We start from the raw sequence: 14,636 nt of genomic DNA, 5'->3' as shown, positions 1-14,636 counted from the left end.
TTCATCTGGCGGTCAGGTCAGGTCCTTATAGCTGATTTCACGCGTGTCTGCACCTGGCCCGGCCTTTTCACGGCGCATGATCAGGCGGTTCAGTGCGTGGATATAGGCCTTGGCGGATGCCACGACCGTATCGGTATTCGCTGACTGACCGGTGGCGATCATGCCGTCCTCTTCCAGCCGAACCGATACGGTTGCCTGCGCATCAGTACCCTCGGTCACAGCATGGACCTGATACAGTTGCAGGCGGGCGGTGTTGGGATAGATTCGGCGAACGGCTTTGAAGGTGGCATCGACCGGACCGTCGCCATGTTCGGTGGCGACAATGTCCTTGCCATCCACTTCCAGCTCGACCGTCGATTCCGCCTGACCGCCGGTGCCGCAGGTGACTTTCATCGAAACCAACTGCAGGTGATCGTCGGCCTCATCATCCTGGCTCATCAACGCGATCAGGTCGTCGTCAAAAACCTCTTTCTTGCGGTCGGCCAGATCCTTGAACCGCACGAAGATGTCCTTGAGCTGATTGTCACCGACCTCATAACCGAGCGTTTCCAGCTTGTCGCGCAACGCAGCCCGGCCCGAGTGTTTGCCAAGCGGCAGAGAGGTGCCCGACAGGCCGATATCTTCAGGGCGCATGATCTCGAAATTCTCTCGGTTCTTCAGCATGCCGTCCTGATGGATTCCGCTTTCATGCGCAAAGGCATTCTTGCCGACAATGGCTTTGTTGAACTGAACCGGGAAGCCCGCAACCGTCGCAACCCGGCGCGAGATATGCATGATCTTGGTGGTGTCGATGCCGGTATGCCACGGCATGATGTCATTGCGGGTGCGCAGCGCCATCACAACTTCTTCCAGCGCAGTATTGCCCGCACGCTCGCCAAGGCCATTGATGGTGCACTCGATTTGACGCGCACCACCAGCGACAGCCGCCAGTGAGTTCGCCGTCGCCATGCCAAGATCGTTGTGGCAATGGGTGGCAAACACCACCTCATCCGCGCCCGGAACCGTTTCGATCAGGCGCTTGATCAGGTCAGCGGATTCGACAGGTGCCGTGTAACCGACAGTGTCGGGGATGTTGATCGTCGTGGCACCGGCCTTGATCGCGATCTCGATCACACGGCACAGATAATCCCACTCGGTCCGGGTCGCATCCATCGGCGACCACTGTACATTTTCGCACAGGTTGCGGGCGTGGCTGACGGTTTCGTGGATCTTGTCGGCCATCTCGTCCATGGTCAGGTTCGGAATGGCACGGTGCAGTGGAGAAGTGCCGATGAAAGTGTGGATGCGGTTCTTGCCAGCGTGTTTGATCGCCTCCCAGCAGCGGTCGATATCAGCGAAATTCGCACGGGCCAACCCACAGATGCGGCTGTTTTGTGATCGCTCGGCAATCTCGCTGACGGCTTTGAAGTCGCCTTCTGATGCGATCGGGAAACCGGCCTCGATGATGTCGACACCCATCTCGTCCAGCAGTTCCGCGATTTCCAGCTTTTCGGCATGGGTCATGGTCGCGCCGGGGCTCTGCTCGCCGTCGCGCAAAGTGGTGTCAAAGATCAAGACGCGGTCTTGGTCGGTCACATTGGTCATGGGATTCTCTTTCTTCTTCTGTCCTAAAGCCTATGGCGCGCGGGCGTCCTCCTCTGAGCGGGCGCGCCGGGTGGCACGCTCAGAGGCGGATTAGGATCAGTAGGCCACGCAGAGACGCACCGCAGGGGGCGGTGTCGGCAACAAGGATATCTGCGCGGTTGATCATGGGGTTGAGCTTATACAGCGCATGCGGGGAATGAAAAGTAGGAATTTCATGCAGACGTCAAAACCTGCACGAACCGTGACGGTTGATTGCCGAATGAAGACCGCTAGTTGATCCGGAATGGAGAAAGCTCTCATCATAGGTGCCTCGGGTGGTATCGGTGCCGCGCTGCAAAGGCTGTTGACCATGCAATCCGTAGACGTAACCACCTTGTCGCGTTCTGCTGATGGTTTCGACCTCACGAATGTCGAAGCTGTCGGCCCGGCTCTGGAAGCATTGCAATGCCCGTTTGACATGATCTTCATTGCGACGGGTGCTTTGGAAATCAATGGTGCACAGCCAGAGAAGTCCATCAGATCAATTTCAGCGCAAGCAATGATGGACCAGTTTGCCCTGAATGCGGTTGGTCCGGCCCTTGTGCTGTCACACGCTGCGCGGCTGCTACCACGGGGCAGGCGATCTGTCGTGGCGGTGTTGTCCGCCCGCGTCGGATCAATCGGAGATAATCAGCTGGGTGGATGGATCAGCTATCGGGCCTCAAAAGCTGCGGCCAACCAGATTGTGCGCACATCCGCGATTGAGCTGGCCCGCACCCACAAACAGGCGATCTGTGTGGCCCTGCATCCGGGCACAGTGCGTACAGAATTCACGCGCAAATATGTCGGGCGACACCCGGCCGTTGAATCGGATGAAGCCGCGCGAAACCTGCTGAGCGTCGCCAGGGCGCTTGTGCCCGCAGACACTGGCGGGTTCTTCGACTGGGCTGGAAAACCTGTGCCGTGGTGAGACCCGCTAACCGTCAGAGGCAGGGCTGGTTGCCGTTGTCGCGCTGTCGTCTGCCGGAGCACTCTCCTGCGGCTCGCTGGTGTTTTCACCCGGCAGAACACCGTTTTCCCAGACGCCGGTTTCTTCTTTGCCGTCAGCATAGCGCATCGTGCCGTCACCGTGGCGTTTGTTGTCCAAAAACCCACCTTCGTACACGTCACCAGTCGCATAGGTGGCGGTTCCGGTGCCGCTGATCTTCCCCTCGACCCAACCGCCTGTATAGGTGAAGCCGCGCGGTGTGGTTATCGATCCTTGCCCGTGGCGCTGCCCATCTTTGAAATCGCCCTTGTAGGTCGTTCCGTCCGGGAAGCTGGCTGTGCCCTCGCCCTGGCGCGCACCGTCGACCCAATCGCCTTCATATTTGTACCCGTTTGCAAATGTCAGAACACCGGTGCCGTGGTTCAGACCGTTCTTGAACTGCCCATCGTAGATGGCGCCGTTCGGGTAAGTGGCCTTGCCCTGACCCTCGAAGACGCCGGCGATCCAGTCGCCGTCGTAAATCAGGCCATCGGGATAGGTGTGCATTCCTTTGCCATGGGGCAGGTCTGCACTGAAATCACCGACATAGGTCGAACCGTCAGGATAGGTCAGCTCTCCGAGGCCCTCAATCTGGCCGTCTTTCCATTCACCAGTATAGTCAAACCCGTCCGTGCCCAAAAAACGGCCTTTGCCGTGGCGGCGATCATCGTGATAGTCACCTTCGTAAATGGCGCCACTGGCATAGGTTGCCTTGCCCTTGCCTTGTCGGCGCCCATCAAAAAAGTCGCCTTCATACAAATCGCCATTGGCTTGCAGTAGACGGCCTTTTCCGGTCATGCGATTTTCGGACCAGTCACCCGTATAACTCATACCTTCCGGCCGCGTCAGGCTGCCTGTGCCATGACGCTTGCCGTCTTTGATGTCGCCCTCATACACGTTGCCTTTGGCTGAGGTGATCTTGCCTTTGCCCTGCTTGACCCCGTCGACCCAGTCGCCCTCGTACACCTCTCCGGTCGGGTCGGTCAGAGTGCCTTTGCCGTGGTGCCGGGCATTCTTGAACCCACCTTCGTATTTCGCTCCGTTGGCATAGACGGCGACTCCTTGGCCGTTGAACGAGCCATCGGCCCATTCCCCTTCATAGCTGCCACCATCAGCATAGATGATCGTTCCGAACCCTTCGGGTTGACCGTTGGCAAAGGCGCCCTGATAGATCGACCCGTTAGCATAGCGCGCAATACCCTGGCCCTGAATTTCGCCTTCGATCCATTCGCCTTCGTATTCGAAACCATCCGGCAACTGGTAGGTGCCGGTTCCGTGCCGCAGGCCATTTAGGAACGTGCCTTCGTATACGCCGCCCACTTCGTCATCGGCCACGACTACCTGATCGTTCTGCGCGAAGGCGGTCAGCGCTGACAGGGTCAATGCAACTGCGGCGATTGAAGTGCGAAAAACGTTCATGTTTGGTCCTGTCTGCGCGAGCATCGTGCTTTTGCGCAAAACTAGGATACCGACGCAGGCAGGGCAACGGCTTTTGCCTTATTGGTCTTTCACTCGCGGTGCGATCTGGTAAATGGCAATAGGACAGACGAGGGCAAGAGGGCAGTATGGCCGACCGTTTCCGTATCACTCTGGCGCAACTCAATCCCATTGTCGGGGATTTGGAAGGCAATGCGGCCAAGGCTTTTTCTGCGTGGGAGCAGGCGCGCGAGGCCGGTGCCCAACTTGTTGCTTTCCCCGAGATGTTCATCACCGGCTATAATACGCAGGACCTTGTGATCAAGCCCGCGTTCCACAAAGCCGCAATGAAAGCTGTTAAGGCGCTTGCGGAACGTTGCGCCGATGGACCTGCGATTGCGATCGGCGGGCCGTGGTTCGAAGATGACCGGCTGTATAACGCCTATCTCATCCTCAAGAACGGCAGGATCAGCAGTAAAGTGCTGAAACATCACCTGCCGAATGAGACAGTCTTTGACGAAGTACGCCTGTATGATTCCGGCCCGCTGGGCGGTCCCTATTCGGTTGGCAACTCTCGGATCGGCAGCCCAATCTGCGAAGACAGCTGGCATCCGGATGTTGCCGAGACGCTGGAGGAGACAGGAGCCGAATTTCTGTTGATCCCCAACGGCTCGCCTTATTTCCGAAACAAATATGATGTGCGCCTGAACCATATGGTGGCGCGCGTGGTTGAGACCGGATTGCCGCTGATTTACCTGAACATGGTCGGGGGGCAGGACGATCAGGTCTTTGACGGGGCGACCTTCGGGTTGAATCCAGGCGGAGAACTGGCATTCCGTATGCCTGTGTTCGACGAAGCGATAGCGCATGTGGATCTTGAACGCGGCGACGCAGGTTGGCGCATAATTCCGGAAGAGATTGTGCCGCAGCCAGATGCTTGGGAGCAGGACTATCGCGCGATGGTCCAGTCTCTGCGTGATTACATGGCCAAAACCGGGTTCAAAAAGGTTGTTCTGGGTCTGTCTGGCGGCGTTGATTCAGCCCTTGTCGCGGCAATAGCGGTTGATGCGATTGGCGCTGAAAATGTTCGCTGCGTGATGTTGCCGTCGGAATATACCAGCCAGGATTCTTTGGATGATGCCGAAGCGGTGGCTAAGTCGTTGGGTGTTCACTATGATTTCGTCCCTATTGCACAGGGGCGCGCGGCGATCACGGATACGCTTGCTCCATTGTTTGCCGGGCGAGACGAAGATCTGACCGAAGAAAACATCCAGTCCCGCCTACGGGGGCTGTTGCTGATGGCCCTGTCGAACAAGTTCGGCGAGATGCTGCTGACCACAGGTAACAAATCCGAAGTCGCCGTTGGATATGCCACGATCTATGGGGATATGAACGGTGGTTATAATCCAATCAAAGACCTGTACAAAACCCGCGTGTTCGAGACCTGCCGCTGGCGCAATGCCAATCATCGCGGCTGGATGAAAGGCCCCGAGGGTGAGGTCATCCGACCCTCGGTCATCGACAAACCTCCTAGTGCCGAGTTGCGCGAAGACCAGAAGGACAGTGACAGCCTGCCGGATTATCCGGTTCTGGACGCCATTCTGGATATATTGGTTGATCAGGATGGGTCGATCGCGGATTGCGTGGCCGCCGGGTTCGAAGAAGCCGTTGCGCGCCGGATCGAACATTTGGTCTATATCAGCGAATACAAACGGTTTCAGTCCGCCCCGGGGACACGTTTGACCAAGCGGGCATTCTGGCTGGATCGTAGGTATCCTATCGTGAATCGTTGGCGCGACAGGACCTGACGCCTTACAGGAATCACCATTCTGACGCGAAAACTGTTTCCAATTTTTAGGCAATAGTCGCTTTCTACTGGAACTGTTTTTGTTTTTGAGTGCAGCGGCTTAGATTTTCTTGGGCGTATCCGAGCCCCACTTGATGCTCGGTCTTTTTTTTGCCACATTTTAGCTTGATTGTTGCCCCATGTGGGGCGGATGCGACGCATTGTGGGAAATAGGTGTTTATGAGCTTTCCCTTCGGTCTTTAGCGACGCGTCCGAAATTGGATGTCTGAGTTAACGATTTGGTGCCATTATGTACGATGAATACGATAAACCGCTTCATTCACCGCCAAAATGGCGGTCTATGCAATCCGAAGGTCGGTCTCTGGATGAGGCAAAGGTAGATGCTGCCATTGCCAATTTGTTGAATGAAGAGGTGCCCAAAGAGGAATCCACGACGGTGGGCCCCGGCGCGCAGTTTCTGGAAACAGAAGCCAAGGTGCCGGAAGGCAGTATCGCTACCTCTTTGCGTCAGAAACTGGCTGAATTGTGCGGCGCGGCCTGAAGTTTTCAAAATCCTGAATTAGATGCGCTGGCTTGCCACGTTGGCCGAATGGTCACAGGCCTGAGCAATAGTCATTGAAGCGAAGTTTCTTCTGTTGCGTCTGTCCTGATCCCGCGCCTTCATTGCGGTCCGTGCAATGAATTATGAGCGGTTGATGCCTGGCCCCAAGCCTAATGCTGTTGAACCCGATCTAAAGCTGCCAAAAGCCGTTGATGTTGTTGTCATTGGTGGAGGAATTATTGGGGCATCAACCGCCCTCGAACTGTCAGAGCGGGGAATGTCTGTCCTTCTGTGCGAAAAGGGACAAATTGCCTCTGAGCAGAGTTCACGGAACTGGGGATGGGTGCGTTTGGGTATGCGCGATCCTCGGGAAATCCCGCTGATGCAGGAATCACAGCGTATCTGGGCGCAGCTCGATCAACGCACCGGGCGCAAGACAGGTTTCACACAGGCCGGTATCCTGTTCGGCGCCTCAGGCAAGCGGGAACAGAGCAATCTTGAACGCTGGCTTCGCCATGTGGAGGGGTTGAATACTGGGGCAAGGATGGTGTCCGGGGCTCTGTTGGCGGAACTTATGCCAGACCATCAGACGGGGTTGGATTGCGCATTGTTTATGCCGCAAGACGGTAGGGCGGAACCGCAATGGGCTGCACCCGCAATCGCCGAAGCTGCGCGTGACCGGGGGGCCCTGTTGATGACCAACTGTGCAGTGCGCTGTCTGGATACAGAGGCGGACCGTGTCGTCGGTGTCTTCACAGAACGCGGTCGCGTGGCCTGCGGCAATGTCGTACTGGCGGGCGGTGCGTGGTCGCGCTTGTTTGCAGGGAATGCTGGAGTTGATTTTCCACAACTGAAGGTGCTGAACACCGTATTCCGAACCTCTCCGGTTTCCGGTCCTGAGGCTGCTTTGTGGTCGGACGATTTTGCAATACGCAAGCGGGACGACGGAGGGTATACGATTGCCTCCGGGCACGAAAACACCGTTGATATCGTGCCGGATAGCCTTCGTCTGGCGTGGCAATTTCTTCCTGCGTTTCGCCAGGAGTGGCGGTCGCTGCGGTTTCGGGTGTCGAAGCGGTGGGCCGAAGAGGCGCGACAAGATCGGAGGTGGTTGCCCACGGATGTGACACCGTTCGAACTTTGCCGCACTCTGGATCCCGAACCATCGCGCCGGGTGTTGCGGCGGGCTTGGAAAAGCGCAATCAGTGGTATTCCCGCGCTAAAGCAGGCTGAAATCGTTCAGAGTTGGGCAGGGATGATTGATGTAACGCCGGATGCGATCCCGATCATCTCGCACGTGGACCACAGGCCCGGCCTGTTCATTGCTACGGGTTTCTCGGGTCATGGGTTCGGAATCGGACCCGGTGCCGGGCGGCTGATGGCTGATCTGGTCTCGGGCAATGTCCCCTGTGTTAATCCGGCCGTTTTCCGCCTGTCCCGCTTTGCGGACGGGTCGAAAATCCGGCCGGACCCGGGGTACTAGACGTTAACCCATCATCTGATAGCTGACCGGGACAAATCGGAACCCATCGCCGCGCGCCTCGACGTAACCGGCTGCAGGGAAGGGCATGTGATATCCGATCATCGGAACTTTGTCTGCCGCCAGCATCCCCAGCACATTGCGGCGTGAAGCGGTGGCTGCGGCTTTGTCCATGTCGAACTTTACCTCCCACTCGGGACGAGCAAAAGACCACACATAGTGATTGGCCAGATCGGCCGTCAGCACCAGACGTTGACCGTTGCTTTCCAGATGAAAGACCGTGTGTCCGGGGGTATGCCCATGCGCTGAAACGGCGGTTATTCCGGACAGAACCTCGCCGCCATCGCCGACAAAGGTCATCTTTTCGGCCATTGGGGTCACTTTGGCGGCGACCAGATCGCCGACCCGATTGCCGGAATCCCGCGCGGCCCAAAAGTCATACTCGGATGATGCGGTGACATAGCGCGCATTCGGGAAGGTTGGCGCGTCATTTGTGGTCATGCCGCCAATATGGTCAGGGTGCATATGGGTGATGACGACGACGTCGATTTGATCCGGGTTCACGCCTGCATCTGCCAATGCCGCCTGAATGCCGCCTTGCCCAAGGCCAGTATCAAACAGCACAAGTTCAGATCCGGTATTGACAAGCGTTGGTGTGAAAAAGAACTGGGCTTTATCGGCAGGAATAAAATTCTGGGCCGATACGTTTGCAAATTCCTCATCCGTGGCGCCGCCGCCGAAAATCTCTTTGGCGCCATCGCGCGGCAGGCTGCCATCCAGCAGAGTTGTTACGGTGAAATCGCCCAGCTGGAACGATTTCGCGATGGTTGAATTCGCTTTGGTATCGCTTGCTGCAGCCAGGATGGGGGTAGCAGCTGATGCAAAAGGCAATGCTGCCGCCGCGCCCAGTGCGGCCCTACGAGTTAGTGTAACGGTCATTTTGAGATCTCCCTGTGTGTGCCAGCACTTTGAAGATAGGGTATCGCCCGAGGATTGCCACCTGACGTTGGCGTGAACCGGTGCGGTGGCTGGACAATTTGCCCATCCTGTGAGAAGAGCCGCGCCAACAGGAGACTCCTATGACAACCACCCGTTTCGCCCCGTCACCCACCGGTTACATCCATGTGGGCAACCTGCGCACAGCGCTGATGAACTACCTGATTGCCCGCAAGGCTGGCGGCACGTTCATCCTGCGTATCGACGACACAGACCCCGAGCGGTCGAAGGAAGAATATGTCGATGCCATCAAGCAGGACCTCGAGTGGTTGGGCCTGCATTGGGACCGGGTCGAACGACAGTCCGAGCGTCTGGACCGCTATGCCGAGGCAGCCGACAAGCTGCGCGAGATGGGTCGTTTCTATGAGGCTTTCGAAACCCCGACCGAGCTGGACCTCAAGCGCAAGAAGCAGCTGAATATGGGCAAACCGCCGGTCTATGACCGCGCAGCATTGAACCTTAACGACGCCAAGAAAGACGCGCTGCGGGCAGAACGTGGCAACGGTGTCTGGCGCTTTAGGCTGGATCATGAACGGATCGAGTGGACCGACGGCATTCTGGGCGATATTTCGATTGATGCGGCCTCGGTCTCTGACCCGGTTCTGATCCGGGGCGACGGTCAGGTTCTGTACACGATTGCGTCGGTGGTCGATGATACCGAAATGGGTGTGACCGACGTGGTGCGTGGCTCGGACCATGTGACCAATACCGCGACGCAGATTCAGATCATCCAAGCGCTGGGCGGTACTTGCCCGCGTTTTGCACATCATTCTCTGCTGACCGGCCCCCAGGGCGAGGCGCTGTCTAAGCGACTGGGCACGCTGGCTCTGCGTGATCTGCGCGAGCAGGGCGTACAGCCGTTAGCATTGCTCAGCTTGATGGCGCGTCTGGGCTCATCCGACCCGGTTGAGTTGCGGACAGAGATGGCCGAGCTGATCGATGGATTTGACATTGGTCGTTTTGGTGCCGCACCGACCAAGTTTGACGTTCAGGACTTGTTTCCGTTGACGGCAAAACACCTGCAATCTTTGTCATTGGCCGACGTTGCGGATGCTGTGGCAGATGCGGGCGTACCGGCCGAACTGGCCGAACCATTCTGGGCCATGGCCCGCGAGAACATCACCACTCTGGCAGACCTGAAAGGGTGGTGGGAGCTGTGCCGTAACGGTGCCGAACCACTGATTGCCGATGAAGACCGAGAGTTCATCACCGAGGCCGTGGCGTTGTTGCCAGAAGGCCCGTTCGACGGCGCGACCTGGGGGCAGTGGACCAGCGCGGTGAAAGACGCGACAGGCCGCAAGGGCAAGAGTCTGTTCATGCCTTTGCGCAAGGCACTGACAGGAATGGAGCGCGGCCCCGAGATGGCCACCCTGTTGCCCCTTCTGCAGGTGATCCGCGCGCGCGGCTGATCTTAGTGCGTTAGATTGTGATAAGGCGTGGTCTGCTGGCCGCGCCTTTTTCTATAAGGTCTTTACGATCTGGGCTGCTATTCGCTTCAGCCGATCATCCACAAAACAAGTCTCATCCGGTTTCAATGCCTGGTGGCGCGGATACCGCGGCTCTGCCCGGTCATTCAGGATCGGGGCGTCCCAGCCATCAGTGGTGGCAAAAAAGCGATCGGCGCCCTCGGACCCGAACGCACGCAAATAGCCTTGCACAACCACGTCGATATAGCTCATCAGCAGGGGGTGGCGCCGGCTGGCCGCGGATTGACGGTCATCAGGTACGGCATAAACAGCGATCTCAACCTCGTGTGGCAGAGAATGGGTGACGGCCTTAGTCGCTGGAACGCGGTCGTAGGCCCACTCACGTTGATCCAGCGCGTCCCAGTCATTTCTCGGGACATGGGCAATCATGCCGTCGATTTCAGAAGTGGGATCCGGAATGGCGGTCAGGAAAGCGACCGGGCGCAAATCGGTATGCCGCCAGGCCCGCCGCCATCCCTTCAACTGCGCGGGATGCGGGTCGGGGAAATCGTGGGTCGCGAGGTTCACGAGGCTGCCGTAGCCAAAGAAATAGGGGTCTGCCATGCGGGATCACTTCTGACCGGGAATTGATGTATGTCAAACCGCTTTTTTGCCCAACATGCAATAAGGCAGCATGTTGAACTTAGGGAGGCAAACATGCGGATAACCAAGCGGACAAATATTGCTGTGCGCCTACTGATGTATTGTGCAGCAAATCCAGACAGGTTGGTGACCAAATCCGAGATCGCAAAGGCCTGCAATATCTCGGAAAACCACTTGGCGCAGGTGATCAACCAACTCAGCCAGTTAGATTATCTGAGCACTCATCGCGGTCGCAATGGTGGTATGGTACTCGCTAGATCTGCTGATCAGATACGGATCGGTTCGGTTTTTCGACATATCGAGGGCGACTTGCCGATTGCCGAGTGCTTTGCGGATGCCGACAATACATGCCCGCTCACCAACGCCTGCCGGCTGCGCCTTGCGCTGCGGGACGCGGCCGAGGTCTTTTATGCCTCGCTGGACGAAATCACGCTGGATTCGCTGGTGTGTGACAATGCAAATCTGCTGACGATTTTGCAGCCCGTCGCCTGCGTCCGATAAACTCAGTCGCTGGCGCGCAAGATGCGCGCCGGGCGAACGGCAAGGGGTTTCAAGGCAAAGATCAACCCCGCGCCCAGCGTGACGATGATCCCGGCCAATACGATGCCGATGGCAGATGGCCAGATGACGTCAAAGCTGGTGTCGAAAATATATGTCGCAACAGCCCAGCCGCCGAGGATGCCCACCATCAGAGCTACAATTCCAGCGGCAGACCCCAGCAGAACAGCCCGAAGGGCAAAGCTGATCAATATGCGCCGTCGGTCGGCACCGATGGTCTTCAGGACTGCGGCCTCGTACCGCCGGGCTGGTTCACCCGCTGCCGCGGCGCCGATCAGGACCAGAAAGCCGGTTAGCAGCGATACACCAGCCCCATAAGACGTCGCAGCGGCCAACCCGGCCAGCAGACCCGAGACCCGGTCAATCGCATCGCGGACACGGATTGCGGTGATATTGGGGAATTTACCCGCCAGATCACGAAGGATCGCGGCTTCGGCCTGCTCTTCGGCATAGACGGTGGCAATGAAGCTATGCGGGGCGCCGGCCAGGGCCGACGGGTTCATGGACATGATGAAACCCATCCCGGCGGTCGAGAAATCCACCTCGCGCAGAGAGGTGAGCTCTGCGGTGATGTCGCGCCCCAATATGTTGACGGTCAGTTGGTCACCCAGCTTCAGGCCCATCTCTTCGGCCTCTTCAGCGGCGAAGCTGACCTGAGGCGTTCCGGAATAGTCTTCGGACCACCATTCCCCGGCGGTGACCCGTGCGTTCGAGGGCGGGGCGTCGGAATAGGTGACCCCGCGGTCGCCTTCCAGTACCCAGTGGTCCCCGGCGACCTCAATCGCGGGCTGCCCGTTAATCTGCGTGATGATTCCGCGCAGCATGGGCGCGCTTTGGATCCGGCTTACGGCAGGGTCGTTTTCCAGCCGTTCGGTAAAGCTAGGCATCTGCTCTTTCTGGATATCGACGAAGAAATAAGAAGGGGCGACATCGGGCAGGTTTCCTGAAATCGCGTTTCGCAGGGTGCCGTCGATTTGCCCGACTGCGGCCAGTACCGACAGGCCCAACCCCAGCGACAGGACAACCGATGCGGCCCCTTCGCGTGGGTCGGAAATGGCTGACAGGGCCCATCGCAGGGGCGGATTCCCTCGGGCGGGTTTTGTGGTCAAGCGTGCCAGTTTGCGGATTGCCAGCGCCGCCACCGAAAGCAGAACCAACGCTCCGGCCAACCCGCCGCTGGTCCAAAGGGTCAGGCGCGCCGATCCGCTGAAAAAGGCAGCTGCGCCGATCAGCGCCGCAAGCCCGATGCCTGTCGCTAGGATGTATTTTGCACGGGGCAGGAAGCGCGTCGAAGACAGCGCATCGCGAAACAGGGTCGCAGCGCGGACTTCTTCAGTACGGGCAAGGGGCCAGAGTGTGAATAAAAAGGCGGTGAGCACGCCGTAAAGTGCGGCTTCAGCCAGAGGCTGCGGATAGAACGAGAACACTGCGGGCACAGGCAGGCGAGTTTCGATCAGCGGCGCAAGCAGCAGAGGCACCGATCCACCCAATATGATGCCCAGAAAAATGCCGATGCCAGAGAGAATACCGATCTGGATCAGATAAGTCTGAAACACGGTCGCCCGATCGGCACCCAAAGTACGCAAGGTAGCAATGGTTTCAGTCTTTTGCGCCAGATAGGCGCGCACCGCTGCAGATACGCCGATGCCGCCAACAGCCAGCCCGGATAGTCCAACCAGAACCAGAAAAGCGCTGAGCCGGGCAACAAATTCTGAAATGCCGGGGGCACCGTTCCGTGCATCGGTCCACCGCATTCCGCTGCCTTCAAGGGCTTCGCTTGCCTGCGCCGAAAGAGCTGTAAGATCAGACCCCGGCGGCAGATCTAGACGGTATTTGGTGGAAAACAGAGTACCCGGTGCCAATAATCCGGAATTCAGCAAGTCCTGTGTGCGGATCAGCGTGCGCGGACCCAATCCAAACCCGTCTGCCGCCCCGTCCGGTTCGTGGATCAGGGCTGCCATCAGGACAAATTCCTGAGTTCCAAGTGAAAACCGATCCCCAACCGATAGCTGAAGCCGGTCGATCAGAGCGGGAGCCATTACGGCACCGGGCGCCCCTTGCTGGCCTGTAAAGGCGTCACGCAGGGGCATCTGGGGCTCTAGTATTGGCTTGCCCAACAATGGATAGGAGTCGTCAACGGATTTAACCTGCGTAAGCGCCCGCTGTGGGTCACTATTCTGCTGCGTGACTGCCATTGACCGAAAATCGACGATTTCGGAGATGGCCAAGGCCGCGTCGTTCATCCATGCACGCTCAGCCTCCTCCGCAAAGCGATAGGTGAATTCCAGCTGTGCATCCCCGCCCAGCAGAGCCGCGCCTTCTTGCGTCAGTCCGGTTTGGATGGCGTGGCGGACCGAACCCACAGCAGCAATGGCTGCGACCCCAAGCGCAAGACAAGCCAGAAACACCCGAAAACCGCGCAGACCTCCGCGCAGTTCTCGCCGCGCTAGCCGCCCGGCCATCCGCAGGCTCATTCGGCGGCCTCTTGCCTTGTGTCATCGGCAATCCTTCCATCGCGCAGCCGGACAACACGGTCACATCTGCGCGCAAGGCTGTGGCTATGGGTCACCAGAACCAAAGTAGCACCATGCCTGTCGCGCAGGCCAAGCAGCAGATCAATGATGGCGGCTCCGTTTGTTTCGTCCAGATTGCCGGTAGGCTCATCCGCCAGCAGGATCTGTGGTCGCGGGGCAGAGGCACGGGCGAGCGCGACGCGCTGCTGCTCTCCACCGGAGAGCTGCGCCGGATAATGGTCGCGTCGATGCGTCAGCCCTACGGACTCCAATTCGGCTTCGGCCCGTTGAAAGGCATCTTTGTGGCCGGCCAACTCCAGCGGTGTGGCCACGTTCTCAAGGGCAGTCATCGTGGGGATCAGGTGGAAATTCTGAAATACAATGCCCATGCTGTTGCGTCGGAACCGCGCGAGCTCGTCTTCGTTCATGCGGGTCAGATTTTGCCCGAGTGCGGTTACCTGGCCGCCCGTCGCCTGTTCCAGCCCGCCCATCAGCATTAGTAACGACGATTTTCCTGACCCGGACGGCCCAATCAGACCCAGTGTCTCGCCCTTGTGTACGGAAAGCGTGATGTCGTGCAGGATATCTACCTGACCGGCATTGCCATCCAGCGATAAAGCGGCATTTTCAAGCGATAGAACAGTTGCGATCATGGGTTGGTCCGAA

The 14,636-nt window shown here is 58.3% G+C and carries 12 protein-coding genes; 6 read left to right on the top strand and 6 right to left on the bottom strand.

Annotated features, from left to right (window positions below):
• Nucleotides 1–12: 12 nt before the first annotated feature.
• Nucleotides 13–1,584: a 2-isopropylmalate synthase gene (locus AC2FFF_RS05895; protein WP_281972513.1), complete on the bottom strand. Its 1,572-nt coding sequence runs from the start codon at nt 1,582–1,584 to the stop codon at nt 13–15.
• Between the two features lie 283 nt (nt 1,585–1,867).
• On the opposite strand from AC2FFF_RS05895, the gene AC2FFF_RS05890 reads away from it, so the two are divergent.
• Nucleotides 1,868–2,533, top strand: a complete 666-nt coding sequence (locus AC2FFF_RS05890; protein WP_281972512.1) for an SDR family NAD(P)-dependent oxidoreductase — start codon at nt 1,868–1,870, stop codon at nt 2,531–2,533.
• Between the two features lie 6 nt (nt 2,534–2,539).
• Here AC2FFF_RS05890 and AC2FFF_RS05885 read toward each other — a convergent pair whose 3' ends face one another.
• Nucleotides 2,540–4,009 carry an MORN repeat-containing protein gene (locus tag AC2FFF_RS05885; protein WP_142635608.1) on the bottom strand — a complete coding sequence of 490 codons (1,470 nt, stop codon included), beginning with the start codon at nt 4,007–4,009 and terminating at the stop codon, nt 2,540–2,542.
• A 146-nt stretch (nt 4,010–4,155) separates the two neighbouring features.
• On the opposite strand from AC2FFF_RS05885, the gene AC2FFF_RS05880 reads away from it, so the two are divergent.
• The 3 genes from AC2FFF_RS05880 (at nt 4,156) to AC2FFF_RS05870 (ending at nt 7,837) form a co-directional block, all read left to right on the top strand.
• Nucleotides 4,156–5,814, top strand: a complete 1,659-nt coding sequence (locus tag AC2FFF_RS05880; RefSeq protein WP_281972511.1) for an NAD+ synthase — start codon at nt 4,156–4,158, stop codon at nt 5,812–5,814.
• Between the two features lie 288 nt (nt 5,815–6,102).
• Nucleotides 6,103–6,354, top strand: coding sequence for a hypothetical protein (locus AC2FFF_RS05875; protein ID WP_281972510.1), 252 nt, complete (start codon nt 6,103–6,105; stop codon nt 6,352–6,354).
• Between the two features lie 154 nt (nt 6,355–6,508).
• Nucleotides 6,509–7,837 carry an NAD(P)/FAD-dependent oxidoreductase gene (locus AC2FFF_RS05870; RefSeq protein WP_281972509.1) on the top strand — a complete coding sequence of 443 codons (1,329 nt, stop codon included), beginning with the start codon at nt 6,509–6,511 and terminating at the stop codon, nt 7,835–7,837.
• A gap of 3 nt (nt 7,838–7,840) precedes the next feature.
• On the opposite strand, the gene AC2FFF_RS05865 is transcribed toward AC2FFF_RS05870, so the two are convergent.
• Nucleotides 7,841–8,773, bottom strand: coding sequence for an MBL fold metallo-hydrolase (locus AC2FFF_RS05865; RefSeq protein ID WP_281972508.1), 933 nt, complete (start codon nt 8,771–8,773; stop codon nt 7,841–7,843).
• A 140-nt stretch (nt 8,774–8,913) separates the two neighbouring features.
• Between AC2FFF_RS05865 and gltX the strand changes: the two genes are divergently transcribed.
• Nucleotides 8,914–10,239: a glutamate--tRNA ligase gene (gene gltX / locus AC2FFF_RS05860; RefSeq protein WP_281972507.1), complete on the top strand. Its 1,326-nt coding sequence runs from the start codon at nt 8,914–8,916 to the stop codon at nt 10,237–10,239.
• A gap of 51 nt (nt 10,240–10,290) precedes the next feature.
• Here gltX and AC2FFF_RS05855 read toward each other — a convergent pair whose 3' ends face one another.
• Entirely contained in the window at nt 10,291–10,860 is a 570-nt protein-coding gene (locus tag AC2FFF_RS05855; protein WP_282021614.1) for a gamma-glutamylcyclotransferase family protein, read from the bottom strand.
• Between the two features lie 93 nt (nt 10,861–10,953).
• On the opposite strand from AC2FFF_RS05855, the gene AC2FFF_RS05850 reads away from it, so the two are divergent.
• Entirely contained in the window at nt 10,954–11,400 is a 447-nt protein-coding gene (locus AC2FFF_RS05850) for an RrF2 family transcriptional regulator (RefSeq protein WP_142635622.1), read from the top strand.
• Nucleotides 11,401–11,402: 2 nt separating this feature from the next.
• On the opposite strand, the gene AC2FFF_RS05845 is transcribed toward AC2FFF_RS05850, so the two are convergent.
• Together AC2FFF_RS05845 and AC2FFF_RS05840 are read right to left on the bottom strand one after the other, a co-directional pair.
• Nucleotides 11,403–13,931: an ABC transporter permease gene (locus AC2FFF_RS05845; RefSeq protein WP_281972505.1), complete on the bottom strand. Its 2,529-nt coding sequence runs from the start codon at nt 13,929–13,931 to the stop codon at nt 11,403–11,405.
• Complete coding sequence (locus AC2FFF_RS05840; protein WP_281972504.1) at nt 13,928–14,623, bottom strand: ABC transporter ATP-binding protein; 696 nt, start codon at nt 14,621–14,623, stop codon at nt 13,928–13,930. The genes AC2FFF_RS05845 and AC2FFF_RS05840 overlap by 4 nt, the downstream gene beginning before the upstream one ends.
• Nucleotides 14,624–14,636 lie beyond the last annotated feature (13 nt).

Source organism: Ruegeria sp. YTSA226, assembly GCF_059609905.1.
The sequence above is the reverse complement of the archived record's forward strand: the minus strand, read 5'-3'. Positions and strand labels throughout refer to the sequence as shown.

Bases quoted from the DNA above. Each gene is read 5' to 3' on its own strand.
- AC2FFF_RS05845 (WP_281972505.1), bottom strand. From the start codon at position 13,931: ATGAGCCTGCGGATGGCCGGGCGGCTAGCGCGGCGAGAACTGCGCGGA.
- AC2FFF_RS05875 (WP_281972510.1), top strand. From the start codon at position 6,103: ATGTACGATGAATACGATAAACCGCTTCATTCACCGCCAAAATGGCGG.
- gltX (WP_281972507.1), top strand. From the start codon at position 8,914: ATGACAACCACCCGTTTCGCCCCGTCACCCACCGGTTACATCCATGTG.
- AC2FFF_RS05850 (WP_142635622.1), top strand. From the start codon at position 10,954: ATGCGGATAACCAAGCGGACAAATATTGCTGTGCGCCTACTGATGTAT.
- AC2FFF_RS05865 (WP_281972508.1), bottom strand. From the start codon at position 8,773: ATGACCGTTACACTAACTCGTAGGGCCGCACTGGGCGCGGCGGCAGCA.
- AC2FFF_RS05840 (WP_281972504.1), bottom strand. From the start codon at position 14,623: ATGATCGCAACTGTTCTATCGCTTGAAAATGCCGCTTTATCGCTGGAT.
- AC2FFF_RS05870 (WP_281972509.1), top strand. From the start codon at position 6,509: ATGCCTGGCCCCAAGCCTAATGCTGTTGAACCCGATCTAAAGCTGCCA.
- AC2FFF_RS05885 (WP_142635608.1), bottom strand. From the start codon at position 4,009: ATGAACGTTTTTCGCACTTCAATCGCCGCAGTTGCATTGACCCTGTCA.
- AC2FFF_RS05880 (WP_281972511.1), top strand. From the start codon at position 4,156: ATGGCCGACCGTTTCCGTATCACTCTGGCGCAACTCAATCCCATTGTC.
- AC2FFF_RS05895 (WP_281972513.1), bottom strand. From the start codon at position 1,584: ATGACCAATGTGACCGACCAAGACCGCGTCTTGATCTTTGACACCACT.
- AC2FFF_RS05890 (WP_281972512.1), top strand. From the start codon at position 1,868: ATGGAGAAAGCTCTCATCATAGGTGCCTCGGGTGGTATCGGTGCCGCG.
- AC2FFF_RS05855 (WP_282021614.1), bottom strand. From the start codon at position 10,860: ATGGCAGACCCCTATTTCTTTGGCTACGGCAGCCTCGTGAACCTCGCG.